The following is a 24,762-nucleotide window of genomic DNA, read 5'->3' on the forward strand; positions in this document are numbered from 1 at the left end:
TGCCGGGCTGCCTATTCCGGACTGCCCGCCCGTGTGTTGCCGATCCGCCGCTTTAGACGGCGGGGATATGCCGGTGCCGGCGCCGCGACGGCGTCGGCAGTCCCGCCCTGGTGGTGCCGGTGCCGCCCCAGGCGTTGGAGCGGGACTCCCTGATCAGGCCCGTGCCGGCGCATTCGCGAACTGCCATGATGCCGTCCGCGGCTGCCCGCTTGTCCGCGAAGGCCTTGGATATCGCCAATACCGTTCCGTCGGCGCCGAGGAGCCGGAAACGGACGTTCGCCTCAGCGTCCGTGAAGATTTCGAATTGTCCTGCCATCGTTTTTGTCCTTTCGGGCAATGCGGCACGGCGGGCGGGTGAAGCACTTCTATGTGCCATGCCATTTTCTCGACAAGTCCCCACAGTGCACTTGCCCATCCTTCCGGCTGCACTCTGCGGATCGTAAGGGGCGAAGGTCCCTATGTGGAAAGTGCGCAGTTCCTCTGGCGGCGGGCTCCGGGATGGGCGCTAAATTGGGAGCATGGCTGAGATTCCGAAGGGTGATTCCGGCGAGTGGGTCCGGCTGACTGCACGGGTGGACGGAGTGGTGCAGGCCGTCGGCTTCCGCTACTGGACCGTGCGCAAGGCCGAGGAGCTGGGCCTGACCGGCACGGTGCGGAACAACAGCGACGGCACCGTGGGCATTGCGGCGGAGGGACCCCAGTCCGTGGTGCTGGAGTTCCGGCGCTGGCTGCGCTCGCCGGAGGCTCCGGGGCGGGTGGAGAACGTGGATGAATCAATCTCCCGGGCCACGGGGGCGTTCAGCAATTTCCGGGTGGTGTACTGAGGGTAGGCCGTGGCCCAGGTTGCTCCACGCGGGAGTTCAGCGGGAACGCCTCCCCTTCGCACGGGACATGCCCCGCCTCCGCCCCGGCGAGTGGGCATATTCCCGTTATGCCCACTCCTGGGCGTGAAGAATGGGCATGTCCCGCGGGCGGGGTGGCCTGGGCTACCTGGTGCTCCCCGGGGCACGGGACATGCCCCCCCTCCGCCTCGGCCAGTGGACATATTCCCGCCATGCCTACTCCTGGGCGGGAAGAATGGGCATGTCCCACGGGCAGGGTGCCAAAGCGTGCGACGTGCCGCAAACCGAACACCCCGGCCGCGACCGGGGCAAAGGACCCTCGGCAGCGGGCACGATTCTGAGTAGGGTGGCCCCATGCAGAAGATATCGCTCGATGCCCTTGCCCGGCAGCAGATAGCGGCTGCGGTGGCGGCACCGAGCGGACGTGCTGCGGATACGGCGTTCGGCGGGCATGAGAAGACCCTCCGCCAGACGGTGATGGCGTTCCGGGCGGGGACGCAGCTGAGCGAGCACCAGAACCCGGGCGAAGCGACCGTGTTTGTACTCCGCGGCTGCGTCCGGCTCAGGGCCGGCAAGGAATCCTGGCAGGGGAAGACCGGGGATCTACTGATCGTGCCGGACGGGCTGCACAGCCTGGAAGCTGAAGAGGACTCGGCGATCCTGATGACCGTCGCGAAGATCAAGACCTGACGGCTGGGCCGCGGTCGGGTGCGATCGGCCGGGGCCGGACACGGCAAGGAGCCAGCTATGACTGTCGTTCCGTTCGAAGAGGTCCCGTCGACCCGGCGGTGGTGGGCGCGGGCCGCCTACCTCGCGGTGGTGTGCGCGGTGTTGGTCCCGTTGACGGCCGCCGGCGTGGCGGGCATTGTGGCGCTGCTCCTGACCGGTGCCGGCGCCGTCGTCGTGACCGTGGCCGGAATCTACTGGTTCCTCATCAGCCGCGGATTCCTGCGCTGGTGTGCGCTGGCGCTCGCGGTGCTCGCCCCGCTGGTGGTCGTGTTCCTGTACGTCCAGGCGGGCCTGCTGTTGGAGGTCATGATCGCCGTGGGGCTGGTGTTTGTGGCCGTGGTCTTTGCCCGCGCGGCCCTGCGGGAACCCCGGGCAGGATCGAAGATGACCGAGTACCCCGCTCCGGCCTGGCGGCATCCCTTCCTGGTGATGAATCCGCGCTCCGGCGGGGGCAAAGTGGTGAAGTTTGACCTGCAGCGGAAGGCTGAGGAACTCGGGGCTGAGGTGGCGCTGCTCGAGGGACCCGGACAGGTGGATGTGGATGCGCTGGCCCGGCAGGCAGTGGAACGCGGAGCCGACTTGCTCGGCGTCGCCGGTGGTGACGGGACGCAGGCACTGGTGGCCGGCATCGCGGCCGAACACAACCTGCCCTTCCTGGTGATTAGCGCCGGCACCCGCAACCACTTCGCCCTCGATCTGGGCCTGGACCGCGAGGACCCCACGGGCTGCCTGGACGCCCTCCGCGACGGTGTGGAGTTGCACGTCGACCTGGGCAAGATCAACGGCCGCACTTTCGTCAACAATTCCTCCTTCGGGGTCTACGCCGAGGTGGTGCAGAGCCCGGAGTACCGCGACGACAAGACCGGCACCGTGCTGCAGATGCTCCCGGACCTGATCAAGGGCGACAAGGGGGCCCGGCTGCACGCCAAGTTCGACGGCACCACCGTGGACGGGCCGCAGGCCGTGCTCGTGAGCAACGGCCCGTACGGCAGCCACGACCTCGCGGGCCTGGGCCGCCGCACCCGGCTCGACCGCGGCGTGCTCGGCGCGGTGGCACTCTCCGCGTCCAGCACCCGCGAGGCTGTCGGCCTGCTGCGCCGGGCGACGAAACGCGGCCTGGTCCAGCGGACCGCAGTGGAGGTGGTGGTCGACGCCGACGTGCCCGAGATCCCGGTCGGCGTGGACGGCGAGGCGCTGCTGATTCCCACCCCGGTGCGGTGCACGGTGGAACCTGCAGCCCTGCGGGTCCTGGTTCCGCGGAAACGCCCGGGCGTCCCGCCCGCCCAGCCGGCGCTGGACCTGATCCGTCTCCGCGAGCTGGCCTGGGGGCATCCGGCCGCGTCGCACGTCGCGGCGTAGGGCTGTGGCTTCGCCGGGACCTGTGGTTTCGCCGCCGCCCGAGTGGAAAAATTAACCCGTGGGAAGCGTCGCAGACAGCAAGGTCTGGGCCGACTACAACGCGGCCCAGGCAGACCGACCCGTGCGGTCCCTTTGCCTCGACGCCATGGCGCTCGCCGGTCCGGGAACCGGGCGTCGAGCCATTGACCTCGGCTGCGGGGCGGGCAAGGAAACGCTGGCCCTCCTGAACAACGGCTGGCATGTGCACGCCGTCGACTCCCTGCCCGACACCCCGGACCGGCTTCGGGCGATCGCTCCGGACGCCGACGGCAGGCTCAGCATCGAGGTGCGGGCATTCCAGGAACTCGGGATCCTCCCGCCGGCCGATCTCATCTTCGCCGGCTATTCGCTGCCCTTCATCCACCCGGACACCTTCGGCGGGTTCTGGGCCATAGTGCTGGATGCCCTCCAGCACAATGGCGTCCTGGCCGTGAACCTTTTTGGGGACCGGGACTCCTGGGCGGACATCCCGGAATGGAACTTCCACTCCGAACCGGAGGCGCGGCAGCTCTTCGCCGGGCTGGAGATCGTGAAGTTCGAGGTGTACGACGCCGACGGCCAGTCGTTCCGCGGCCCCAAACACTGGCACATCTACGACGTCGTCGCCCGTAAACGGTGATGGCCCCCGGGCAGGCGTCACGCGAGGCAGCCATTTGCCTCCCCGCAGCGAGGACTTCCGCGGCATTCCGCGGGACCCCCGCCCCGGCCGGGCCAAAAGCCTGCGCTGCGTGACGCGCCATCCGGCCCCTCGCCGCGGAAAGTGAACCCCGGTTCGATTTTGGCGCCCGCCGTGAGACAGACTGTTGCCGTGAGCAACTCTCCCCGGACGGGCCTCGCCGTCGCCGGACTCAGCCTGGGCACGGCCCTGAACCCGCTGAACTCCTCGATGATCGCCGTCGCCTTGGTGGTGCTGCGCACTGACTTTGGGCTCGACGTCGCCACCGTCACCTGGGTGATCACCTCCTTCTACCTCACGTCCGCGGCGGGGCAGCCGCTCATGGGCCGGCTCGCGGACCGGTTCGGGCCGCGGCGCCTGTTCCTCCTCGGCATGGCACTGGTGGCGGTGACCTGCGCGCTGGCCCCGTTGGCGCCGAACTTTGCGGTGCTCTGCGTGGCCCGCGCCGTTATGGCCCTCGGCACCGCGGCCGCGTACCCGAGCGCCGTCGTGATGGTCGGGGCGCTGGCGAAGCAGGCGAACGTGAAGTCCACCCGGCCGCTGGGCCGGATCCAGATGGCCAACACCTCGGCGGCGGCCGTCGGGCCCGTGGTGGGCGGGCTGCTGGTGGGCTTCGTGGGCTGGGAGGCCCTGTTCCTGCTGAACGTCCCGCTGGCCCTGGCCGCGATCCTCCTGGTCCGGCGGTTCGCCCCGGCGGACGGGGCCCGGGAACGCGGCCGGGCCTCGGAGCTGCTGCGGGACTCGGACATTCCCGGCATCCTGGCCTTCATCGGCTCCATGGTCCTGGTGATGATGGCGCTGCTCAACGTGCTGCCGGGCTATCGCTGGTGGCTGCTCGGCGGAGGCACCCTGCTGGCCGTGCTCTTCGTCTGGCGCGAGCTGCGCTTCGCCCCGCCGTTCCTGGACCTGCGGCTGCTGGGCAGGAACCGGCCGCTGCTGCTGGTCTATCTGGGCTTCGCACTGTTCAGCTGCGTCTACTATTTCGCCTTCTTCGGGCTGCCGCAGCTGCTGCAGGAGGCCGGCGGCTACGATCCCCGGGTCGTCGGGCTCCTGGTGCTGCCGCTGGCCGCGGTCTCGGTGGTCTCGACGCCGGTGGCCGTCCGCGCGATGGACCGGTTCGGGGTCAAGCGTGTGCTGGTCGCCGGCGTCGTGCTGCTCATGGTGGCCTCGGCGGCGATGTGGCTGCTGACCGCCTCGTTCGCCATCCCGCTGGTGGTTGCGCTGACCGCACTGCTGGGTGTGCCGTACGGGGTGGCGAGCATCGCGTACAACCAGGGCATGTACCTTTCCACCCGGCCGGAGGAGCGTGGGGTGGCCGCCGGGATCTTCCAGACCTGCCGGTACGTCGGGGCGATCACGGCCACGGTGCTGATCGGGATCTTCTATGGCACCGGCGTCAGCCAGGCCAACTGGGAAATTATGGTGCTGGCGATGCTGGGACTCGGCGGAGTGGTGCTGGTGGTGTCGCTGCTGTGGCGGGAGCGGCGGGGCTGAGGGCCGCGGGCCCGGATGCCGTCTCCCCGCGGGTAGTTTCGCGGACCAGATGGGCCTTCGGCGGCGGCAGTCACGGCATCTTGACACGCCCAGAACCCCGGATTAAGTTCGGCCTTAACGGGGGGCGTATCGCCCGACCCACGAACCTTTGACACTACTTCCCAGCGCCCGGCGCCAGCCCACGAAATGTGGCACGTCCGGCGGTGGCAGGCCGTGGCGGGCGCCAAACGTCTGGGGGATCCAAATCGGTCTCGTGCCTGCTAGGAGTCGGAAATGGCTGAAGATGTTGGACTGATTGAGCGGTTTTATCGGGATGTGATGGAGAGCGGCAACCTCGCCCTCGTTGATGAACTGACGGCGGACAGCTTCGTTGACCACGAGAAGGGCCTTCCGGGGCAACCACCCGGCAAGGACGGCGTGAAATTCTTCGTGAGTACCATCAGGTCGGCTTTCCCTGACATCAAGGTCAAGGAAATCAAGCCCTCGCTGGCCGCCGGGAACCTGGAGGCCTGCCACGTGGTCCTGGCCGGCACCCACAAAGGTGAGTTGGCGGGCATCCCGGCATCAGGCAAGAATGTGGAGTTCGACTGCACGGACATTATCCGCGTCGAGAACGGCCGAGTGGCAGAGCATTGGGGCACCACGGACAACATGACCCTCATGCAGCAGATCGGTGCCATGGCGGTTGCCTGAATAAAATCAACGCACGACGGCGGCCGGCAAGACCGCCGTCGGACGTCAGGGTTTACGCGTCGAGTCCCGCCTCGATGGCCTCCAGGTCACGGACGGCGTAGCGGTGGTGTTCCCACTCCTCGTCAAGAATGGTGTGCAGGCAGGAGAGGGTTGTCTCCGGTTGCCGTGGTGCCCACGGATTCTTGCGCACCGCGGACAGTTCAGCTGGGGTGACGGTGGCGAGGAAGTCACGCACCATGGCCACCCGGCCTGCCCGGACCTCGAGCACTTCGGCGTACGTCGGTGCGGCCGTCGAGAAGACCGACATGTCGTTGCCGTCCGGTTCGTACTCAAAGTTCGGCTGGCCAATGGGGTGGTACGGCTGCTCGATCTCCAGGATGGCCCGGCGCAGCCACGTGTCGGTGGCCATGACCAGGTGGCGCAGTGTCTGGGCGAACGACCACTCGCCGTCGACCGAGAGAGCGACCGTGCCGGCGGGCATCGCGGCGACGCGGTCGAGCGTAGCAGACCAGGTCCGCTCCAGTGCTGCCCAGGCGGCTCGAAGACCATCAGGATCGCCGGCCCGTCTTTCGGCGCGGCCGGGAAAGCGGCGGTTGAGTTCGGCTTCGACGAAGGGGACCACATTGACGCCGTTGACGCGCAGGGCGTTCCCGCCGTCGAACAGCCACGGCGCATCGATGTCTGACCCGGAAATGTCCACCCCGCGCATCACTGTGCCAGACAGGTCGGACCGGACGAACCGGGCTCCCCGCAGGTTCGCATCGACGAATTCTGCTCCACGGAGGTCGTCGGACTGGTTGAAAGCTGTCATGGCGGAAACTTTGCCACGATCCGGGCCAGTTCCGCACCACCCAGACGGCGTCGTTCGGCGCCGCCGGCCGTCCCCGGACCGTTCGGCCGGACTGCCTGCAGCCCATTTTCCGCGAGACCAGATCGGTCCATAATGGCCACATAAGCTTCGGGGACCCTCGCGCCGGTGATGAGTGGTGGCGTTGAAGAGTCCCAGGTGACTGCCCCGGCTCACGGGGCGGACACGGCTCCGGACCAGCAGTCCGGGACCCAAACCGGGGGGAGCACGCCATCGCTGCGATCATCAACGCATAGAAGGGAATCATCATGCTCAAGGATTCAAACATCATCGCTGTCCTCCCCGCGAAGGACATCAACCGGGCGAAGGAGTTCTACCGGGACAAGCTGGGAATAGAGCCCTCCGATTCCATGGAGGAGGGGAGCCTGATGTACAGCTGCGCCCAAGGAACGGGTTTCCTCATTTACCAGACGGACAATGCAGGGACAGCCAAGAACACCCAGATGGGATGGGAAACAGACAATCTCGAACAGGAGATGGAGGAGTTGCGCGGCCGCGGCGTCGTCTTTGAAGAGTACGACTTTCCCGGCCTGAAGACGGAAAACGGCATCGCCACCGCCGACTGGGGGAAGGCAGCCTGGTTCCTGGACAGCGAGGGAAACATCATCAACGTCTCCCAACGCGCCTAGCCCTGAGCCTGGCACCTATCAACGCCGCAGTTGCGCTATCACCTACCGTTGCTCTGAGCGCTCTGAGCAACCACGAGTGATAGCGCAACTGGTGTCGGACCAGTCCTCCTCAAGTGCGACTTTCCAGTACCGTCTGCAATTTCTCGAACGACTCGGTCCATCCGCTTCGGTGCAGGGCAAGCCGTTCCTCTGTCAGGAATGGTCCCTGCGAGAGCACCAGGCGCGTGGCTTCCCCGGTACTCCCCAGTGCGAGGTCGACGACTGTGTCACGGTCGTCCGGCGTCGGTTCCTCCCAGCGGAACGTGTACACCAGACGCCATGGCGGATCGATTTCCAGGAACTCGCCCGAGAGGTGGAACGCATCGCCGTCGGGCGGCGTCATACGCAATCGGTAGCTGCCGCCTTCCGTCAGGCTCACATCGGCGGCGGGGATGGTGAAGCCGTGCGGGCCCCACCATTTCACCAGTTCGGTCGACTCCGTCAGCATCTTGAAAACTTCTTCCGGGGGAGCATCCAGCGTGCATTCCAGGTCCAGGACCAGCCCGCCGGCTTCCGCATTTCCGGTTTCCTTGTTCATCGTTCAACTCTGGCATCCTGCGGACGCTGACGGAAGTGGATCCGGTTGGCGGGTGCATACGGCCCGGCCCGGAAGTGGCCGCATGCGTTATGCCGCCAGCCCGCTCTGGATCTCCGCTGCGTGCTGCGGAGCCCGGGTGGCGGCGAGCCGCTTCGCAAGGTATTTGGCGTCCCGGCACCCGCCGGGGAGGGTATCCGATGCTGCTGCGAAGATGAATTCTTTTCCCAGCAGGTACAGGCCCGGCAGGGCATCCACCATCCCGCGGTGCTGCTGCTCCCGCCAGTTCGCGGGCAGCGCCGGGATGTCCAGCCATGGGTAGGCCTCGGTGAAGCCGGTGCACCAGATGACGTTTGCCACCCGAAGTCCCCGGCCGCCGTCGAGGATTAAGTCGCCGTCCTGGACTCCGGTGACCCGCGGCACCACGTGGACGCCGGCTGCGGCCAGGTCCGCTAGCTTGGTGCGGATCAACGGCGTAGCCGTGGCAGCCATCTTCGGCAGCACCTTGCGCCCCACCGGCGTGTTGGTGTTCAGTACATGCATCCCGGCGAAGCGGATCACCGGGAGGAAGAAGCGGGCCGCGGTCCGGCCGTGCCGGAACGGGAGCTCGCCACTCGGCTGGCCGGCCAGCCAGGTTTCATGCGTGCGGCTGGTCTCCAGCGCGATCTCCGCCCCGGAGTTGCCCACCCCCACCACCAGGACGGGTCCGGGCTTGAGCTGGGCCGGGTTCTGGTAGTCGCGGGAGTGGAACTGCACGACGTCGGACGGCAGTTCCGCCGCGAAACCCGGTGTCCTGGGCAGCTGGCAGGCGCCGGTGGCGAGGACAACCTTCGACGCCGTCCAGCGCTGCGTCCCGGCCGTGATCTGGAACTGGTGCCCGTCGTGACTCAGCCGGGTGACGGCCGTGTTGAGGCGGACCGGCAGATGAAACCGGGAGGCGTAGTCCTCCAGATAGTCCGCCTGCTCGTCCTTGGTGGGGAAGGCGAGGGGGTCGCCCGGGAAGGGCCGGCCGGGCAGGCCGTTGTACTTGGCGGGCGTGAACAGCCGCAGTGAGTCCCAACGGTCCCGCCACGCCTGGCCAACCCGCGTGCCGGCGTCGAGAATGACAAAGTCCCGGTGCTTCTGCGCCAGGTAGTAGCCCAGCGCCAGGCCGGACTGTCCGGCGCCGATGATGACCGTGTCGACGGCGGATGTGCGGACTTTGCCAGTGCCGACTTTGCCCGGACCGACGGCGCCGCCGGTGTCAGTTGCTGGGGTGGTGTTCATCGTGGTGCCTCCTTGGAGTTGTTTGTGCAGCGGGGTGGTCATGAACGCTGTGCCTGCTGCGCCTGCTGCGTACAGGGGGTGCCGGCGGGTCCGGACCGGAACCGCAGGTACCAGATGAGCAGCAGCGCGGAGGCAACGACGTAGAAGAGGTGCAGCAGCCAGATCGGCCCCGGCGGGAGGCTGAAGACGTACACGGAGTGCACCGCGTTGGCGACGTTGCTCAGCGCGAGGTAGCCGAGGCTGTAAGAGTCAAGATCCCTCGTGTGGAGGGCCTTGAGCAGCATGGGCAGGTAGCTCACCGCGAAGAGGCCGGTGGAAACCATTCCTGCGAGCACTGAAACGTTCATGCCATTAACGCTAATTTTCGTCGCGTCGCGGCGAATCGGGCGAATCACCCATTTCCCTGGGCCTGGGGCTAGATCCGGAGTGGGCAATCTTATGCAGGCCGGGAGGTTCGGGCGAGGCCGTGCTCGTAGGCGTAGGCCGTCAGCGCCGCCCGGGAGGTCAGGTCCAGCTTGGTGAAGATATTGCTCAGGTGCCGGGCCACTGTTTTTTCGCTGATGAACAGCTCGGCAGCGATGTTCCGGTTGCTCAGTCCGGCGGACACAAACCGGACCACCTCGGTTTCGCGGGCGGTGAGCGGCCCGGCGTCGGCGGCGTGATGGGCGCCGTTCACGGTGGTGGGCGCCGGGGCGGTCCGGGTGCCCGGCGCTTCGGGCAGCGACTGCTCCAGCCCCGCCAGCGCCGGCGCGGCGCCCAGCTCGGAAAAGACTGCCCGCGCCGCCTCGCGCTCCAGCCGGGCGGATTCCTCATCGCCGAGCGCGTCGCACACCCTGGCCAGGAGGGCGCGGCAGCGGGCCGCTTCGAACGGTGCGTCGAGATCGAGCCAGCGGGACCACGCGCGGCGCAGCGGGACCAAGGCAGCAGCCGGGTCGCCTTCGTGGAACAGGACCGCGGCCTGGGACTGATCGGCGAAGGCGTGCAGCATGGGCATGTCGATCGAGGCGCAAAGCGCGGCCAGTTCCTCCGCGGCGGCCCGTGCTGCCAGTGCGTCGCCTGCTGCCAGTTCGATGTCCACCCGGGCGGCGAGCATCGGACGCCGGTAGGCAGGGCCGACGCCGTCCATGGCTGGCCGGAGCAGGGACTGGGCCTGCTCCGGCCTGCCCTGGGCCAGGCGCAGGAGCGCCAGCCCGGGCTGTGCCGGGAAACCGGTGTCCTGGGCGTGCAGGTAGCAGGCTTCGGCGGCGTCGAAGTCGCCCCGGAGCCGGTGGATTTCGCCCTGTTCGTAGAAGCCGCCGTAGGTGGCCATCCGGTCGCCGGTGAAGGCGAGGTCCTGCGCCGCTGTGGCCGCGTCGAGCGCCTCGGCCCAGGCGCCGTGCAGCCGGTACAGCTCGGCCCGGTGCATCTGGCATTGGCCGCTGAAGGCGACCAGCTTCTGTTGCGCGTCGCACCACCGGTCCAGGGCCCGGGTCCACTCGTGGGCGCGGTGCAGGTCGAAGGCCTGATGGCAGGTTTCGATCACTGCGCAGTAGATGATTCCGGCGGGGACCGGGGAGATTTCCCCGACGGTGACGGCCACCATGGCTTCGTCGAGCAGGGCCAGGCCGTCGTCGATCTCACCCAGCAGGACCTTGGCCTGCCCGAGCCCCAGCGTGCCGAGGGCGGCCGAGTCGGGATCGCCGCGTGCCCGTCCGAGGTCGGCGGCCCGCGTGAAAGCTGCCGCGGCGCCGTCGCCGTCGCCCTGGTAGAGGGCGCCCAGCCCGGCGGGGACGGACAACAGGCCCTCGAAGCGGCAGGGCTCGGGCAGGTCCTCGACGATCCGGCGGGCGCGGGCGAGCCAGCCGGCGCTGCGGGCCGGTTCGCCCAGCAGGATGAGGTTCATCCCGGTCCAGACGGCGCAGCGGGCGGCGGCGGGGTAGTCGCCGTCGGCGAGGTACTTCAGGTGCGCCCGGGCCAGGATGTCCACTCCCTCGGAGCCCCGGCCGGTGAGGATGACGGAGGTGGCCAGCTGTTCCAGATCGCCGGCCGGAAGTTCGGCGTCGTGGTCGGCCGCGGTGAACTGCCCGACGGCGTCCGGCCAGCGCCGTTCGGCGTAGGCTTCCCGGCCCTGTGCGAGTGCAGACATCGCGCCTCCCCGTTTCCGGTGGCGGGTCGGAGCCCGTGGGCGCCGCGCGGCCCGTCATCTGATCTTCAGGCTACCGCCGGGGTTTAAAGGGCGGCAAGGCGCGGGGGCGAAGGCCGATCCAGTACATGACCTTCGGCCCTTCAACCACGCCACTGCGGCCTGCAAGGCTGGAAGCCGACCCCGGACGTCCCCGGACATGAAGGTGGCAGGCATGGACAGCGTCGTCAGCACCACACTTGGCCCGCTGCGCGGCAGCGCAGACGAAGGCGTGCACCATTTCCTGGGCATCCCGTACGGTGCGCCCCCGTCCGGGGCGAACCGGCTCCGCCCGCCGCAGCCCGTCCAGCCCTGGTCGGAAACCCGCGATGCCACGCAGTACGGCTCAGCCCCTTTCCAGCTGGCTCCCCCGGAGAGTGCGGGCACGGAGTGGGATACCGCGCAGGCCGGCGAGGACTGCCTGAATCTCAATGTCTGGACACCGGACCCCGGCAGCGCCGGCCTGCCGGTCATGGTCTGGATTCAGGGCGGCGCGTTCGAATTCGGTTCGACGGCGGCGTACGACGGCCGGAATTTCGCCCGGGATGGTGTCGTTTGTGTGGTGATCAACTGGCGGGTGGGCGCCGACGGGTTCCTGGACCTCGGCGACGGACAGGCCAACGTGGGTCTCCTCGACCAGATCGCGGCCCTGGAGTGGGTGCGGGGGAACATTGCAGCTTTCGGCGGTGACCCCGGTAACGTCACCGTTTTTGGCGAGTCGGCGGGTGCGATGAGCATTGGCGTCCTGCTCTCGATGCCCCGGGCCGAGGGTTTGTTCCGGAGGGCTATCCTGCAGAGCGGGGCAGCCCACCACGCGTTATCCTCCGAGACCGCCCAACGCATCGGCGGGTTCCTCGCAGAGAAGCTGGGCGTCCCGCCAACCCGGGAGGCGATGGCGGCGGTACCGGCCCAGCGGTTCCTCGCGGCGCAGGCGGAGTTGAAGGCGGACCTGTTTGGCCGTCCGGACCCGGAGCGCTGGGGACCTGAGGTGTTGGCCAGCAGTATGCTCTGGCAGCCGACAATCGACGGCGTCACGGTGCCGCTGCGACCCATCGAAGGGATCGCCGCCGGAGCGGGCTCGATGGTGGACATCATGGTCGGGACCAACACCGAGGACTGGAAGTTGTTTCTTGCCATTACCGGCGTGATCGGGAAGGTCACCGAGCAGGACCTGGCGGAATCCAGAAGCGTGGACGGCTTCCCGCCCCTCGGCGCCTACGGGCTTCCCGTTGAGACCGCACTCCGCGAATACCGCGCCCACTATCCGGACAGTTCGCCAGGAGATCTGCTCGCCGCCGTGGAAACCGACTGGTGGGTGCGGATTCCGGCGATCCGTTTAGCCGATGCCCACGCAACGGCCGCCTCGGCGACTTCAGCGCGGACGTACATGTACGAGTTCGCTTGGCCCGCCCCCGGCCTCGGTGCCGTCCACAGCATGGAGATCCCGTTCGTCTTCGACACCCTGGACAGGGACTCCAGATTGTTCGGGCCGCTGCTCGGGGCAGACCCGCCACAGGAACTGGCTGACGCGCTGCACGCCGCCTGGGTTTCCTTCGCCACCACCGGCGATCCAGGCTGGCCCGGCTACGATCCCGAACGCAGGACCACCATTGTCTTCAACACCGATACCCGCGTGGTCCACGATCCGCGCACCTGGGAGCGGGAGCTATGGACGGGCATCCGTTAGGACTCGCAGCTACAGGGCTGGTGCGTGGGATGGTCAACCGCAGGAGATTGCTGGTTTTCGGAGTAGCACTGGTCGTTGAGATAGCGGCCTATCTGGTGTGGCGTCCGTCGATGCTGCGGTGGGGAACTCAGGGTGAGGAGGCCGTTGAGCCGTTGCCGGGTGATGACCGGGTGCCTCGTCCGACGTTTCAAAGCACGCGGGCCATCACCATCAACGTGCCGCCGGAGCGCGTATGGCCCTGGATAGTGCAAATGGGGATCTACCGCGCCGGGTTCTACACCCACGACCGGGTGGAGCGGGCCATGTTTCACGCCCGGTACGTCGAAGGAAAGCACTCGGCGACGCGCATCCACCCGGAGCTGCAGGACCTCAAGGTCGGCGACCTGGTCCCTTACGGCGGTGGCGTCTATGCCCCCGTGTCAGAGATCGAGCCCAACCGGCACCTTGTCGCAGGAGAGGCGTTCGTGCTGCGCCCTCTCCCGGGGAACCGCACCCGCCTCATCATTCGATGGCGGGGGATGGGCTACCTCAGTGCTGCGGCCCAGGGCGCCGCGGCGGACGCTCCGGCGCTGACCAAGGCCGTCGTTTTCGCCCTTCAGCATGTGCCCGGGGCGATGCTGCTGGCCCGCGGCATCGACTTTCTCATCGCGGACCCATTGCACCACTACATGGAAGTCGGCGTCCTGCGCGGCGTTAAGGAACGCGCGGAAGGGAGGTATGACACACGTTGGTGATGCCGCCTGCTGTGAGGCTTAGTTCGACTGCCGGGATGGTGAAGTCCTGCGGACCCCACCACTTCACCAGTTCGGCCGCTTCCGTCAGCGGAGTTGCCAAACCCAGCCGGGAAGATCACAGTGAAGTAGGTCACATCGAGGCCGGGAGTCCGGCCGCCGCTCTCAGGAGCCGGGTACTCGCTGCGGAGGTCAACCATGAGCACCACGTCCGACAAGGTCTTCGATGTAACGCCCGAAGGTGACGAACCCACGCTCAAGCGGGTCCTCGGGCCCAAGCTCCTGCTCCTGTTCATCGTCGGTGACATCCTCGGCGCCGGCGTCTACGCCGTGACCGGAACCATGGCCGGCACGGTGGGGGGCATCGTCTGGCTGCCGTTCCTGCTCGCGTTCGTCGTCGCGACCCTGACCGCCTTCTCCTACCTGGAGCTGGTCACCCAATACCCGCAGGCAGCCGGCGCGGCGCTTTACACGCACAAGGCGTTCGGGATCCACTTCGTCACCTTTCTGGTCGCGTTCGCCGTCGTCTGCTCCGGCATCACCAGCGCCTCCACCTCCGCGAATGTCCTAGCCCAGAACTTCTTTGGCGGCCTGGCGATCAACGGCTGGATGGAGATGCCCGGACGGGGTGCGGTCACCGCCGTTGCGTTGGGCTTTATGCTGCTGCTGGCCGCGATCAACCTGCGCGGCGTGGGGGAGAGCGTGAAGTTCAACGTAGTGCTCACCCTCGTCGAGATGATCGCCCTGTGCATCGTGATCGGCGTCGGCTTCTACGTGATGGCACAGGGGACGGGGAATCCCGCCGAGATCACGGTCTTCGCCGACAACCAGGACAAGGGCCTGTTCCTGGCGGTCACGGCGGCCACGTCCATCGCGTTCTTTGCGATGGTCGGCTTTGAGGACTCCGTAAACATGGTCGAGGAAACGAAGAACCCCGAGCGGATCTTCCCCCGGACCATGCTGACCGGCCTCGGCATCGCCGTCATCCTCTACATGCTGGTGGCCGTATCCGTGGTCAGCGTGCTCACGCCCACCGAGCTCGCGGGGATCCGGGAGGCCGAAGGCGCCGCGCTCCTTGAGGTGGTGTCCAAGGGGGCGCCGGACTTCCCCATCGACAAGGTCTTCCCGTTCCTCGCCGTCTTCGCCGTGGCCAACACCGCCCTGATCAACATGCTGATGGCCAGCCGACTGATCTACGGCATGGCCCGCCAGGATGTCCTGCCGCGGCCGCTGGGACGGGTGCTCCCCGGACGCCGGACGCCGTGGGCCGGGATCCTGTTTTCCACCGTCCTGGCGCTGGGGCTGATCTGGTACGTCACGTCCGACCCGAACAGCAACGTCGTGGCGAACCTCTCGGGCACGACGGCGTTCCTGTTGCTGTGCGTGTTCACCCTGGTGAACGTGGCCTGCCTTGTCCTGCGCCGCAAGCGGGACCCCAACCGTGAGGTGTTCTTCACCTCGCCGGGGCAGCTACCCCTGGTCGCGGCGTTGCTGTGCGCCTTCCTCGCCGGACCATGGGTGGGCCGCAACGTCATCCAGTACCAGATCGCCGGGGGACTGATGGCGATCGGAATGGTGCTGTGGCTCGTCACCTGGTTGATCAACAGGAGAACCAACACCCGGGAGGGCGCGCCGGTCGGGACCCAGAACATCGGCAAGGACCGCCAGGTGCCGCCGCCGCCCCGCCACTGACCACGTGGCGCGGGACCACCGGCGCGGCCACCTGGTAAAGCGCCGGCCCCACCACGACGGCGGCGGCCGGCTTGCGCCCGCCGGCCGGCTCAGGTGTACATGAGGGAGCCGGGCGTGGTCAGGAGCTCGCCGGTTTCCAGCCAGGTCTTCAGGCCGGACAGGATCATCGGCCAGCCGCCGAAGAGCTGGTCGTTGGCGCCTTCGCGGAGCTGGTCGTGGGTGACGGTCAGGCGGCAGGAATCGCCCACGGGCTCGATCTCCCAGGTGATCCGGGACGTGCCTTCGGCCTTGACGTCCTCGCCCCAGAGCGCGCGCTTGCTCTGGACGAGCCGGCGGGGCGGGTCCACTTCCAGGTTCTCGCCCTCGCCCAGGGGTTCCCCGCCCTTGGTTGCCATCTGGAACCGGGATCCGGGCGTCCAGTCCGAGGTGACGACGGACCCGAACTGGTACTTGCTGCGGATCCCGCCGTCCGTGATGGCCTCCCAGAGCCGCTCCGGGGTGGTCTTGATGTAGATTTCGAAGATCTTTTCCATGGGACTTTCCAATCTGGTTTTGAGGTCGCTGAGGCCAGCGGCCCATGGTTCGGCATACTTGCTCACCCAGCGGTCGTGGACCAGCCGGATGGGCACCGGATTCAGGAAATGGAGTTTCTCGCGCCCCCGACGGCGGGTCACCACCAGGCCGGCTTCCTCCAGGACCCTGAGGTGCTTCATCACGCCGTAGCGGGTCATCTCGAAGCGGGCCTCAAGGGCGTGGAGGGTCTGCCCGTCGTTCCTGAAGAGCTCATCCAGGAGATCGCGGCGGGTGGAGTCGGCCAAGGCCCTGAATACGGCGTCCACAGCTCCAGAATAGGTGACTGATTGGTCACATGTCTAGGGTTGGTCCGTATCCGGTTCGCCGCGCCGCAGGTGCCGGTGGTGCAGCTCGTAACTGTCGAACACATCGGAGGACGTGGCTCCTGAATGGCCGAATTTGCCGCGAAGGACCTCTGCCAGAGCATCCAGCGACGCGTGGAGCATCCGGCCGGCGAACTGGAGTTCAGGGCTGTCGCTGCGCTGGGCCTGCGATGCTAACTCCTGGGCGTAGGCCACCGTGGCCGGAAGGGAGCCGCGCTGTTCAATTTCACGGAAGTAATAGGTTTCATGGAACGCAACCAGATCTATGCTCACCGACGCCACGTTTCCGGCCATTGATTCCAGTAGTCCGGCCGCATGCCCGGGATCCAGCGACAATACACCCGACGGACCTGCAGCTTCCCTGAACAGGTTCAGCTGGTGGGCAAGGGTCCGGCGGCGGTTCAGAGCCGGGTACGTCTGCAGGATCCAAGTGACCGTTGCCGTCAACAACCCGAAACCGGTCACGGCCTGGAGGGCCACAACCAGCCTGAGCAGCGAATCCGCCGGCACGATGTCGCCGAACCCCAAAGTGGAAAGAGTGACGAGGGAAATGTAGAGCGCTTCTGCAAAGTCGCCCCGCTGTGGAACCCCGGGTCCGTGGACAAAGCCGGCCGGGAGGTGGGGCAGATAGAGCAGGGCCCAGCCGATGGCTGCCAGGCTTGCCCAGGCGCCAATGACCGCGGCCATGGCCAAAGGTGCTGCGATGAAGGAGCCCCGGCCCCGCAGTTTTCTGGACACCAGCCAGGATCCGCGCATGATCGCCCGGCCCAAGGGGCCGGACCCATGCGGGTATAGGAGCGTACGAAAGACATCAACGAGCATCAGCAGAACCAGCCCGGCCCCCAAAACCGTCCAGAACGTGCCCTCGAAGTCCATGCCTCATCCTATGGGCGGCGCCCTGGGCACGGTGACAAACAAAAGAACCCCGCAGTGCCGGGCACGGCGGGGTTCCTCTGTGGCTGGATGCCGGTTACTCGGAACCGGGTTTCTGTTCCCGGTCCCGGAGGTTCTTCTTGATCTCGTCGAACTTCTCCTTGATGACCCGTTCCGCCTCCGAGAGGGTCTTGCTGGCACTGCTCAGGGGATCCAACTGAACGTAGACGTTCTGGCCGACGGGCAAGTCGTACTCGTCCTTCAGATGGGTGCCGCCGCCCACACCCCGAAGGGACAGGTAGACCATGGCGTCCGTGCGGGCAACGCCGGAGAGTGTTCCGAAGACAACTGTGAAGTCGTTGGATTCAAAGCTCACAGTCTGACCGATATGGCTGCGGTCCAGGTCACCGGCTGCGACCGGCTTCTCGGACGGGCTTCCGCTGTAGCTCATGAACTTCTCCTATAAGTCGAGGGACACATACCCGAGCAGTCTATATACGGGGCCCGAGAGGGGCCGGCGGCTCCGCTTTGGGCGAGGAAGCCGCGGCAGGCGGGTCAGCATCTCTTCTCAGGGTGCTTCCCGCGAGGCCCGCATCAGCCACACTGTTCGCGGGACCGGCCACAGGATAGCCAGCGCCAGAACCGGCACCAAGAAAGATGCCGACGTCGGGAACCTGGCGGACGATGACGGACAGGCTGGTGAAGAACCGGGCGGGGGCGTAGACGAGGCATAACCACAGCGCGAACCCGTCGAGGGCAAGCGTCGCGGCGGCCCAAGCCAGGAGAACCGGCCGCTTTCCGGCAGGGGCGTGTCCCCGAGGCAACAGGATCCGGAGCACCAGCCACAGGCTCAGCAGTTTCGCCAGTAGCAGTCCGAAAGCGACCGCCCAGCTGTAGCGTAGTCCGCCCGCCCGCGTCGGACCGCTCGGGCCCCTTCTTCGAAGGGCCCGAGATAATCGCTACTACGCACGCTTTGCGCGCGCAACCAACGCTTGTTGTGCGATTAGCCTCAGCATGTCAATGTCTGGCCCGAGCGCGTCGACTTCAGGACTTGACGGGAGCAGTAGCTCTTCCCCTTGCCCAGATCCGTCCTGCTTGGTGTGGACAACTCGGCACCTGATCTTGTAAATCCGTTCCGCGATCTGGTCACGTAGGTCCATCTGGTCACCTTTCAGCTTAATGGCGCCTGCCCCGGTGATTGTTTGCTTGCTTGCACAGAAATGCTCCTCGTAAATATTCGAAGCTTCAATAAAGCTGCGTAAATCGCTCGCCGCGACTGAAGCACGGACGGTTGCCCGAAGCTGCTCGCGTTCCCCAACGCCAGCTTTGACGGCAGGGGCGGCTAAATTAATGAGACGGTTCACATCGACATCATGGGTTGGATTGAATCGGGGGTTCAGTAGGGCAGCCCGCAGCGAGCTCACGGTTTCTTCTCGGGCGAAAACGGGAAAGAAATATTCAAGTGACTGGTAGTAGGCCAAAAACTGTAGGAGCGGCAGCCCGCTTGCACTTCGCCCATACTGATACAACGCTAGGGCTTCTTGTGAATACTCATTTCGCGGGAAATCCGGGGCATGCTCGACTGGTTTTTGCCTTTGAGGCCGAAGCCGATTTCTTCGCTTGAGAAGCTGAAGAGCAATGCCGTATCTTACATCTAGGTCAAAAAGGAACGCATTGCCCACGCGGGTCAGAACTGATAACGCGCGATCGTGGCGATCTACCTCGTAGCCAGCTATTTTTAGTGTGAAGTTCCTACTCCCGTAAAGACCCGCAGCGAGTTCTGACGTCGGGGATATCTCGACGCTTCTGGGGCCGTCTTCAACGCGCAGACGCCACTCCGTCGGGCGCCTCGGAACGACAATCTCGCCCTCATCGTCCGGTTCTACATTGACTTCAGACTCTTCGTCTAGGATTTCCGCTCCAGGCAGATCCCACAAAGGAATTCTCGAAATCGGTCCTGTCCGCGGATCTCCACTGCTGAGCGAAACCTCTATGACTCCCGTAGTCGAGTCGATTACGCCCGTATATTCACCAAGCGCGCGGATGGATGAGAGATCGAATTTTAAGAGTTGCTTGACGCGGCCGCTGTTTACGAGGATTCGACGAGTAGAGTGCCCGGCAGGAAGATAAAGCTCGACATAGCCCGGATCATCGTCTAATTCTAATATGTCTTCATATGGCACGTAAGTTGCCTCGAGTTTGGCTGCTTCCGCCCGCTTCACCAGTTCTTGGAACAACAAAATGACGGCATCGCGCGGATTTGTGTCGGGGGGTAGAGGATGAGCCATGCCTTGCAATATATACGATGACTCACTCTCCGCACCGCATCCGCACCGCTTAGGGTTATATAGCCGCCGCACCGATCTACCCGTGCCGCAGTTGTCCTCGTCGGCATCACCCAGGGAATTCAAATGTAACCTCCCGGGAGCCGCAGGTCTCAGTCCCGCAGTACCCAGGCCGCGTTGTTCGGCTGCAGCCAGCCGTCCTCCGCAAGCGGCGCGGCGCTGAGCAGGACCGATCCGGCAGGCAGCCGCACCGGCTCGGTTCCCATTGCGACGGCGACGAAGAAGTCGGCGCTGCGTTCGCAGATCAGCAGGTTCCCCGCCTCGATGCGCCAGGTGCCGCCGTCGTTCGGCCCGAAGACCTCCGTCTTCCACAGCAGCCGGCGCAGCTCCAGCGCCTTGGTCACCAGCGCCAGCGAGGACTCGGGGTCCTGCTGCTGGAGCTCGATCGCGTGCGTGCCCCAACCGGCAGGGACCGGCAGCCATGGCTGCGCGGCAGCTTCCGCCAGCGAGAAGCCGTGGCTCAGCGCCTCGCCCTCGGTCCATGGCAGGGGCACCCGGGCGCCGTCGCGGCAGACGCCGCCGCGGGCCCACATCGGATCCACCCGGGACTCCAGCGGCACGTCGACCTCGGGCAGCCCGAGCTCCTGGCCCTGGTACAGGTACGCCGGGCCGGGCAGGCCCAGCAGCGCCACGAGCGCCGCGCGGGCTCGCAGCGCACCAACCTCCCCGCCGCCGAAGCGGGTCACGGAACGGACGATGTCGTGGTTCTCCAGCGCCCATGTGGGCGTGGCGCCGTGCAGCTGCCGGGCGGCCTCGAGCTCGTTCCCGACGGCGGCCCAGGCCTCGGGATCCCAGCCGAGTTTCACGAACGCGAAGGCGAAGGCCTGCTGCATCTCGTCCGCGCGGGTGTAGCGGGCGGCGCGCGCCGGCTCCAGGTTGACCTCGCCCACCAGCAGGCGGTGCGGCTCGTACTTGTCGGCCAGGGTGCGCCAGCGGCGGTACACCTCGTGGACTTCCTCCTGGTCTGAGACCTGCGGGTTGGACCGCAGCCCGTCCACCACGCCGCCCGCGGAGGGCGAATCCGGCAGGCCGTCGGCCTTGAACAGGGCATGCGCGACGTCGATCCGGAGGCCGTCCACGCCCTTGTCGAACCAGAAGCGCAGCACACCGTCGAAGTACTCGCCGACGGCGGGATTGCGCCAGTTCCAGTCCGGCTGCTCGGGGGAGAAGAGGTGCAGGTACCAGTCGGTGTCCGTCTCGGACTCCAGGTCGGCGCGGCTCCAGGCGCGGCCGCCGAAGACGCTCTGCCAGTTGTTCGGCGGAACGTCGCCGCCGGCGCCTTCAACAAAGTGGAACATGTCCCGCTCCGGCGAGCCCGGCCCGGCCGCCAAAGCCGCCTGGAACAGCGGGTGCGCCGACGAGCAGTGGTTGGGCACGACGTCGAGCAGGACGCGCAGGCCCAGCGAATGGGCGAGCTCCAGCAGCTCATCGAACTGCTCCATGGTGCCGAATAGCGGGTCCACGCCGCAGTAGTCGGACACGTCGTAGCCCTGGTCCACCTGCGGGGAGGGCTGGAACGGGGTCATCCAGATGCCGTCCACCCCGAGCGCGGCGATGTACGGCAGCCGGGCAATCAGCCCGGCGAGGTCGCCCACGCCGTCGCCGTCGCCGTCCGCGAAGGAGCGCGGGTAGACCTGGTAGATCACGGCGGATTCCCACCAAGCGGCGGGCGCGAGGGCGGTTTCCTCGACCAAATCAGGGCTCATTTGCTGGCGCCCGCGGTGAGGCCCTCGACGATCCGGCGCTGGAAGACCAGCACCATGATCACGAGCGGGACGGTGACGATCACGCCGGCCGCCATCTGCTCGCCGAAGGGCGCCTGGAATTCGGTGGCGCCGGTGAACTTGGAGATCGCGACGGTGGCGGTCTGGATCTTGGGGTCGTTGATCATGGACAGTGCGATGATGAACTCGTTCCAGCTGTGGATGAAGGTCAGGATCGCGGTGGTGAAGACGCCCGGCGCGGCGAGCGGCAGCAGCACGCGGCGGAACGCCTGCCACTTGGTGCAGCCGTCGATCATGGCCGCCTCTTCGAGGTCGAACGGCAGGGCCTTCATGAAGGTGGTGAGGTTCCAGACCGCCAGCGGGATCGCGAAGGACAGGTTCGGCACGATCATCGCCTGGTAGGTGTTGATCCAGCCGATGTCCGTGAAGAGGCGCAGCAGCGGGACCACGACCGAGATGCCGGGGAACATCGACGTCGCGATGATGACGCCCAGGATCACCGACTTGAAGCGGAAGTTCAGCCGGGAGATGGCGTAGGCCGCGAACACACCCAGGACCAGCGCGAACGTGGTGGTGGTGCCTGCGACGATCAGGGAATTGAGCAGCGCCTGGCCGAACATCGTGGAGCCGTCGAACACCTTGGCGTAGTTCTCCAGCGAGAACGGGGCCGGCAGCAGCGTGTTGTCGAAGATGTCCGCCGTGCGGCGGAGGCTGGAGACCAGCATCCAGTAGAACGGCGCCAGGCAGTACGCGAAGATCAGCGCCAGGCCCGCGTAGACGCTGTAGGAGCGCCAGGTGCGCTTGGGGTTGGGCTTTTGGGGCCCGACGGCGGCACTAGCCTTGGGTGCGCCGGAACCCGTGCCGGAATCGGCCGCGGCGTTGCGGAGGTCGGAGATGGTCATCGGGTGGCCTCGGCCTTCTTGTGGTCAGCGTGGTCTGAGGTCGGCTGGTCAGCGGTCGCCGGCGTCTGGTTTGCCGCGAGGCGGGTCTTCCGGGCGGTCTTCTTCGACAGCAGCTTCAGTTCCTTGGCACCGGTGACGTCGGCGCCGAGGACCTTCACGAACACGATCGCGACGACGGCGACGTACAGGAAGAGCATGACGGCGAACGCGGAGGCGGAGCCGTAGCGGAGCTGGTTGGATTCGTCCCAGGCGAGCATGGAGAGGGTTTCCACGGATTCCTTGCCGGGGCCGATCAGGACGAAGGGCAGGTCGAACATGCGCAGGGCGTCGAGCATGCGGAACAGCACGGCCACCAGGAGGGTGGGCTTGACCAGCGGGAGGGTGATGGAGCCGAGCTGGCGCCACCAGCCGGCGCCGTCGATGCGGGCGGCTTCGTAGACTTCGCCGGGGATGACCTGCATGCCGGCGAGGACCAGGAGGCCGATGAACGGGGCGGTCTTCCAGACTTCGGCGATGATGACGGCCACCTTGGAGGCGTTGCCCTCGGCGGTCCAGAGGATTTCGCTGCCGAGCAGGTTGTTGGCGATGCCGTCGGACTGGAAGATCCAGCGCCACAGCAGGCCGGAGACGGCGGTGGGGACGGCCCACGGGACCAGGATGCTGGCGCGGAGGAAGGACCGGCCGCGGAAGGCGCGGTTCATGGCCAGGGCCAGGCAGAGGCCCAGGACGGTCTCCAGGAACACCGTGGTGGCGGTGAAGAAGGTGGTGTTGGCGAAGGCGTTGAGGAAGCGCCGGCCGGACTCGCCCACGAACAGGTCGGCGTAGTTGGCCAGGCCCACGAAGGATTCGACGTCGGAGACGAAGCCGTCCGCGTCCAGGCCGGATTCGGCGCGGAACAGGGACTGGTGCACCGCGGAGAGCAGCGGGTACACAATCACCAGGGCCAGCACCAGGATGGTGGGGGAGAGCAGCATCGCGGCCATGCGGCCTTCGCCGGGGGAGCGTTTCCCGCGTCTGCGCGGGCTGCCTGCTTGGGGCGTGCCGGTCTGCGCGCCGGCGGGCGGGGCGGTCGTCGTCGTCATGCTGGGTACCTAACTGGAGTTGCAGCTGCCTGGCCGGCCGGGGTGGACCGGCCGGCCAGGCGTGGGGTCTGAACTGCTGGTTTACTGCTGGTTTACTTGGCCAGCTCGGTGAGCTTGGCCTGCATGTCGTTCAGGGCCGTGTCCGTGTCCTTGGCGCCGGTGATCGCAGCGTAGGCCTCTTCCTGGATCGCCTTGGTGGTGGCGCCGTACTGGACCACCTTGGGGCGCGGCTGGGCGTTGTTCAGCGAGGTCAGCAGGGTGGGGAAGAACGGGCGCTTGGCGACGACGGCGGGGTCCTCGAACAGGGAGGCGTACACCGGTGCGCGGGAGGACAGCGCGAGGCGCTTTTGGGCCTGTTCCTCACTGGTGAAGAACTTGACGAACTCCAGCGCGGTGGCCTTGTTCGGGGTGAACGGGGAGATGGCGAGGCTGCGGCCGCCGAGGGTGGAGACGCCGGGGCCGTCGGTGCCGGGGATGGACGTGATGCTGAACTTGCCGTTGACCTTGCTGGAGCCGTCGGTGGCGCTCAGGGAGGCGTGCAGGAACGGCCAGTTGCGCATGAAGACGAGCTTGCCGTCCTGGAAGGCGCGGCGGCCCTGCTCCTCGAGGTAGGTGATGGCGTCGGACGGGAAGAGCCCGTCCTTGAAGCCGTCCACCAGCAGGTTCAGGCCTTCCTTGGCTTCGGGGGTGTTGACGGTGGGCTTGCCGTCGGCGTCGACGATCGATCCGCCGGCGGAGGCGACGGCCTCGGAGAAGTTGACCGTGAGGGCCTCGTTCTTGTCGAACTGGCCGGTGTAGCAGGACATGCCGGCGGCTTCGGGGAGCGCCAGGATCGCCTTGCAGGCGGTCTTCATCTCGTCCCAGGTCTTGGGCGGGGCGGCGATGCCGGCGGCCTGGAGCAGGTCGGAGCGGAAGTAGAACAGGGCGCCGTCGGTGTAGTACGGGGCGCCGACCAGGGAGTCCCGGTACGTCGCGGCGTTGACCGTGGCGGGGATCATCTTGTCGGTGGGGACGGCGTCCGCGGGCAGCGGCAGGATCCACTTGTTGGCGGCGAACTCGGAGGTCCAGACGACGTCCAGGTTCAGCACGCTGAAGGTGTCCGACTTGATCTGCGCGTTCTGGATGAGCTGCTGGCGCTGCTGGTCCGCGGAGTCCGGCAGTTCGATGAACGTGACCTTCTCCTCCGGGTGGGCGGCGTTCCACTCCTCGATGGTCTTGTTCGCGGCACCGGAGGCGTCGCGGTTGGAGACGTAGTTGATGGGGCCCTTGCCCTCGAAGGACGCGGCGGCGGCCTTCGGGGTGCTCTTCGCGTCCGAGGAGGCACCGCCGCAGCCGGTGAGGGCGACGGCGGCGACGGTCAGGGTTGCGGTGGTGGCGAGAAGAGTCTGCCAGGTGCGGCGGCGCTGCCTCATGTGTTGCTCCTTGTTCATTGGGGGTGGTGCGTTGCGGGTGGTGCGGGTGGTTTGGTGCATGCGGAACTGCGGCGGTGGCTGGTTTGTG

At 66.9% G+C, this 24,762-nt stretch carries 24 protein-coding genes; 10 read left to right on the plus strand and 14 right to left on the minus strand.

The annotated features are described in order from the left end of the window. Nucleotides 1–52: 52 nt before the first annotated feature. Nucleotides 53–316 carry a YegP family protein gene (locus LDO13_RS03885; RefSeq protein WP_224048751.1) on the minus strand — a complete coding sequence of 88 codons (264 nt, stop codon included), beginning with the start codon at nucleotides 314–316 and terminating at the stop codon, nucleotides 53–55. A 202-nt stretch (nucleotides 317–518) separates the two neighbouring features. On the opposite strand from LDO13_RS03885, the gene LDO13_RS03890 reads away from it, so the two are divergent. The 6 genes from LDO13_RS03890 to LDO13_RS03915 all read left to right on the plus strand — a co-directional run bounded on the left by LDO13_RS03890 (nucleotide 519) and on the right by LDO13_RS03915 (nucleotide 5,832). Further along, nucleotides 519–824, plus strand: a complete 306-nt coding sequence (locus LDO13_RS03890) for an acylphosphatase (RefSeq protein WP_224048752.1) — start codon at nucleotides 519–521, stop codon at nucleotides 822–824. 372 nt (nucleotides 825–1,196) lie between these two features. Further along, complete coding sequence (locus LDO13_RS03895; RefSeq protein WP_224048753.1) at nucleotides 1,197–1,532, plus strand: cupin domain-containing protein; 336 nt, start codon at nucleotides 1,197–1,199, stop codon at nucleotides 1,530–1,532. A gap of 57 nt (nucleotides 1,533–1,589) precedes the next feature. Then, nucleotides 1,590–2,930 carry a diacylglycerol kinase family protein gene (locus tag LDO13_RS03900; RefSeq protein ID WP_224048754.1) on the plus strand — a complete coding sequence of 447 codons (1,341 nt, stop codon included), beginning with the start codon at nucleotides 1,590–1,592 and terminating at the stop codon, nucleotides 2,928–2,930. A 58-nt stretch (nucleotides 2,931–2,988) separates the two neighbouring features. Then, nucleotides 2,989–3,588, plus strand: coding sequence for a methyltransferase domain-containing protein (locus LDO13_RS03905; RefSeq protein WP_224048755.1), 600 nt, complete (start codon nucleotides 2,989–2,991; stop codon nucleotides 3,586–3,588). A 189-nt stretch (nucleotides 3,589–3,777) separates the two neighbouring features. After that, nucleotides 3,778–5,139 (plus strand): MFS transporter, encoded by a 1,362-nt coding sequence (locus LDO13_RS03910; protein ID WP_224048756.1) that lies wholly within the window; start codon nucleotides 3,778–3,780, stop codon nucleotides 5,137–5,139. Nucleotides 5,140–5,412: 273 nt separating this feature from the next. Next, nucleotides 5,413–5,832, plus strand: coding sequence for an ester cyclase (locus LDO13_RS03915; protein ID WP_224048757.1), 420 nt, complete (start codon nucleotides 5,413–5,415; stop codon nucleotides 5,830–5,832). Nucleotides 5,833–5,884: 52 nt separating this feature from the next. Here LDO13_RS03915 and LDO13_RS03920 read toward each other — a convergent pair whose 3' ends face one another. Continuing rightward, nucleotides 5,885–6,643 carry a DinB family protein gene (locus LDO13_RS03920; RefSeq protein ID WP_224048758.1) on the minus strand — a complete coding sequence of 253 codons (759 nt, stop codon included), beginning with the start codon at nucleotides 6,641–6,643 and terminating at the stop codon, nucleotides 5,885–5,887. Nucleotides 6,644–6,948: 305 nt separating this feature from the next. On the opposite strand from LDO13_RS03920, the gene LDO13_RS03925 reads away from it, so the two are divergent. Continuing rightward, nucleotides 6,949–7,329 carry a VOC family protein gene (locus LDO13_RS03925; protein ID WP_224048759.1) on the plus strand — a complete coding sequence of 127 codons (381 nt, stop codon included), beginning with the start codon at nucleotides 6,949–6,951 and terminating at the stop codon, nucleotides 7,327–7,329. A 109-nt stretch (nucleotides 7,330–7,438) separates the two neighbouring features. Here LDO13_RS03925 and LDO13_RS03930 read toward each other — a convergent pair whose 3' ends face one another. The 4 genes from LDO13_RS03930 to LDO13_RS03945 form a co-directional block, all read right to left on the minus strand. Then, a complete protein-coding gene (locus LDO13_RS03930; RefSeq protein WP_224048760.1) occupies nucleotides 7,439–7,906 on the minus strand; it encodes an SRPBCC domain-containing protein in 468 nt (155 codons plus the stop codon). Between the two features lie 87 nt (nucleotides 7,907–7,993). Next, nucleotides 7,994–9,169 (minus strand): NAD(P)-binding domain-containing protein, encoded by a 1,176-nt coding sequence (locus tag LDO13_RS03935; RefSeq protein ID WP_224048761.1) that lies wholly within the window; start codon nucleotides 9,167–9,169, stop codon nucleotides 7,994–7,996. A gap of 38 nt (nucleotides 9,170–9,207) precedes the next feature. Next, complete coding sequence (locus LDO13_RS03940; protein ID WP_224048762.1) at nucleotides 9,208–9,516, minus strand: hypothetical protein; 309 nt, start codon at nucleotides 9,514–9,516, stop codon at nucleotides 9,208–9,210. Between the two features lie 89 nt (nucleotides 9,517–9,605). Next, on the minus strand, nucleotides 9,606–11,294 hold the full coding sequence (locus tag LDO13_RS03945) for a response regulator transcription factor (protein ID WP_224048763.1): 1,689 nt from the start codon (nucleotides 11,292–11,294) through the stop codon (nucleotides 9,606–9,608). Between the two features lie 211 nt (nucleotides 11,295–11,505). On the opposite strand from LDO13_RS03945, the gene LDO13_RS03950 reads away from it, so the two are divergent. The 3 genes from LDO13_RS03950 (at nucleotide 11,506) to LDO13_RS03960 (ending at nucleotide 15,440) form a co-directional block, all read left to right on the plus strand. Next, the gene (locus tag LDO13_RS03950) at nucleotides 11,506–13,017 is read left to right on the plus strand and encodes a carboxylesterase/lipase family protein (RefSeq protein WP_224048764.1); all 1,512 of its coding nucleotides are present in this window, start codon (nucleotides 11,506–11,508) and stop codon (nucleotides 13,015–13,017) included. Between the two features lie 251 nt (nucleotides 13,018–13,268). Next, nucleotides 13,269–13,751 carry a hypothetical protein gene (locus LDO13_RS03955; RefSeq protein WP_224048765.1) on the plus strand — a complete coding sequence of 161 codons (483 nt, stop codon included), beginning with the start codon at nucleotides 13,269–13,271 and terminating at the stop codon, nucleotides 13,749–13,751. Between the two features lie 195 nt (nucleotides 13,752–13,946). Then, nucleotides 13,947–15,440, plus strand: a complete 1,494-nt coding sequence (locus LDO13_RS03960) for an APC family permease (RefSeq protein ID WP_224048766.1) — start codon at nucleotides 13,947–13,949, stop codon at nucleotides 15,438–15,440. Between the two features lie 89 nt (nucleotides 15,441–15,529). Here the strand turns inward: LDO13_RS03960 and LDO13_RS03965 are convergent, their stop codons facing one another. From LDO13_RS03965 to LDO13_RS04000, 8 genes are all read right to left on the minus strand, one after another. Beyond that, a complete protein-coding gene (locus LDO13_RS03965) occupies nucleotides 15,530–16,279 on the minus strand; it encodes an SRPBCC domain-containing protein (RefSeq protein WP_224048767.1) in 750 nt (249 codons plus the stop codon). Between the two features lie 33 nt (nucleotides 16,280–16,312). Continuing rightward, complete coding sequence (locus LDO13_RS03970; protein WP_224048768.1) at nucleotides 16,313–17,212, minus strand: potassium channel family protein; 900 nt, start codon at nucleotides 17,210–17,212, stop codon at nucleotides 16,313–16,315. Nucleotides 17,213–17,306: 94 nt separating this feature from the next. Further along, nucleotides 17,307–17,660 carry a hypothetical protein gene (locus LDO13_RS03975; protein ID WP_224048769.1) on the minus strand — a complete coding sequence of 118 codons (354 nt, stop codon included), beginning with the start codon at nucleotides 17,658–17,660 and terminating at the stop codon, nucleotides 17,307–17,309. 511 nt (nucleotides 17,661–18,171) lie between these two features. Next, nucleotides 18,172–19,497, minus strand: coding sequence for a hypothetical protein (locus LDO13_RS03980; RefSeq protein ID WP_224048770.1), 1,326 nt, complete (start codon nucleotides 19,495–19,497; stop codon nucleotides 18,172–18,174). 149 nt (nucleotides 19,498–19,646) lie between these two features. Further along, nucleotides 19,647–21,260: an alpha-amylase family glycosyl hydrolase gene (locus LDO13_RS03985; protein WP_224048771.1), complete on the minus strand. Its 1,614-nt coding sequence runs from the start codon at nucleotides 21,258–21,260 to the stop codon at nucleotides 19,647–19,649. Next, nucleotides 21,257–22,180, minus strand: coding sequence for a carbohydrate ABC transporter permease (locus LDO13_RS03990; RefSeq protein WP_224048772.1), 924 nt, complete (start codon nucleotides 22,178–22,180; stop codon nucleotides 21,257–21,259). Before LDO13_RS03990 ends, LDO13_RS03985 begins: the two co-directional genes overlap by 4 nt. Then, a complete protein-coding gene (locus LDO13_RS03995) occupies nucleotides 22,177–23,262 on the minus strand; it encodes a sugar ABC transporter permease (protein ID WP_224048773.1) in 1,086 nt (361 codons plus the stop codon). Before LDO13_RS03995 ends, LDO13_RS03990 begins: the two co-directional genes overlap by 4 nt. Before the next feature lie 92 nt (nucleotides 23,263–23,354). Further along, nucleotides 23,355–24,674 carry an ABC transporter substrate-binding protein gene (locus LDO13_RS04000; protein WP_224048774.1) on the minus strand — a complete coding sequence of 440 codons (1,320 nt, stop codon included), beginning with the start codon at nucleotides 24,672–24,674 and terminating at the stop codon, nucleotides 23,355–23,357. Nucleotides 24,675–24,762: the final 88 nt, after the last annotated feature.

It is taken from the genome of Arthrobacter sp. NicSoilB4 (genome assembly GCF_019977335.1).
GTDB lineage: Bacteria > Actinomycetota > Actinomycetes > Actinomycetales > Micrococcaceae > Arthrobacter.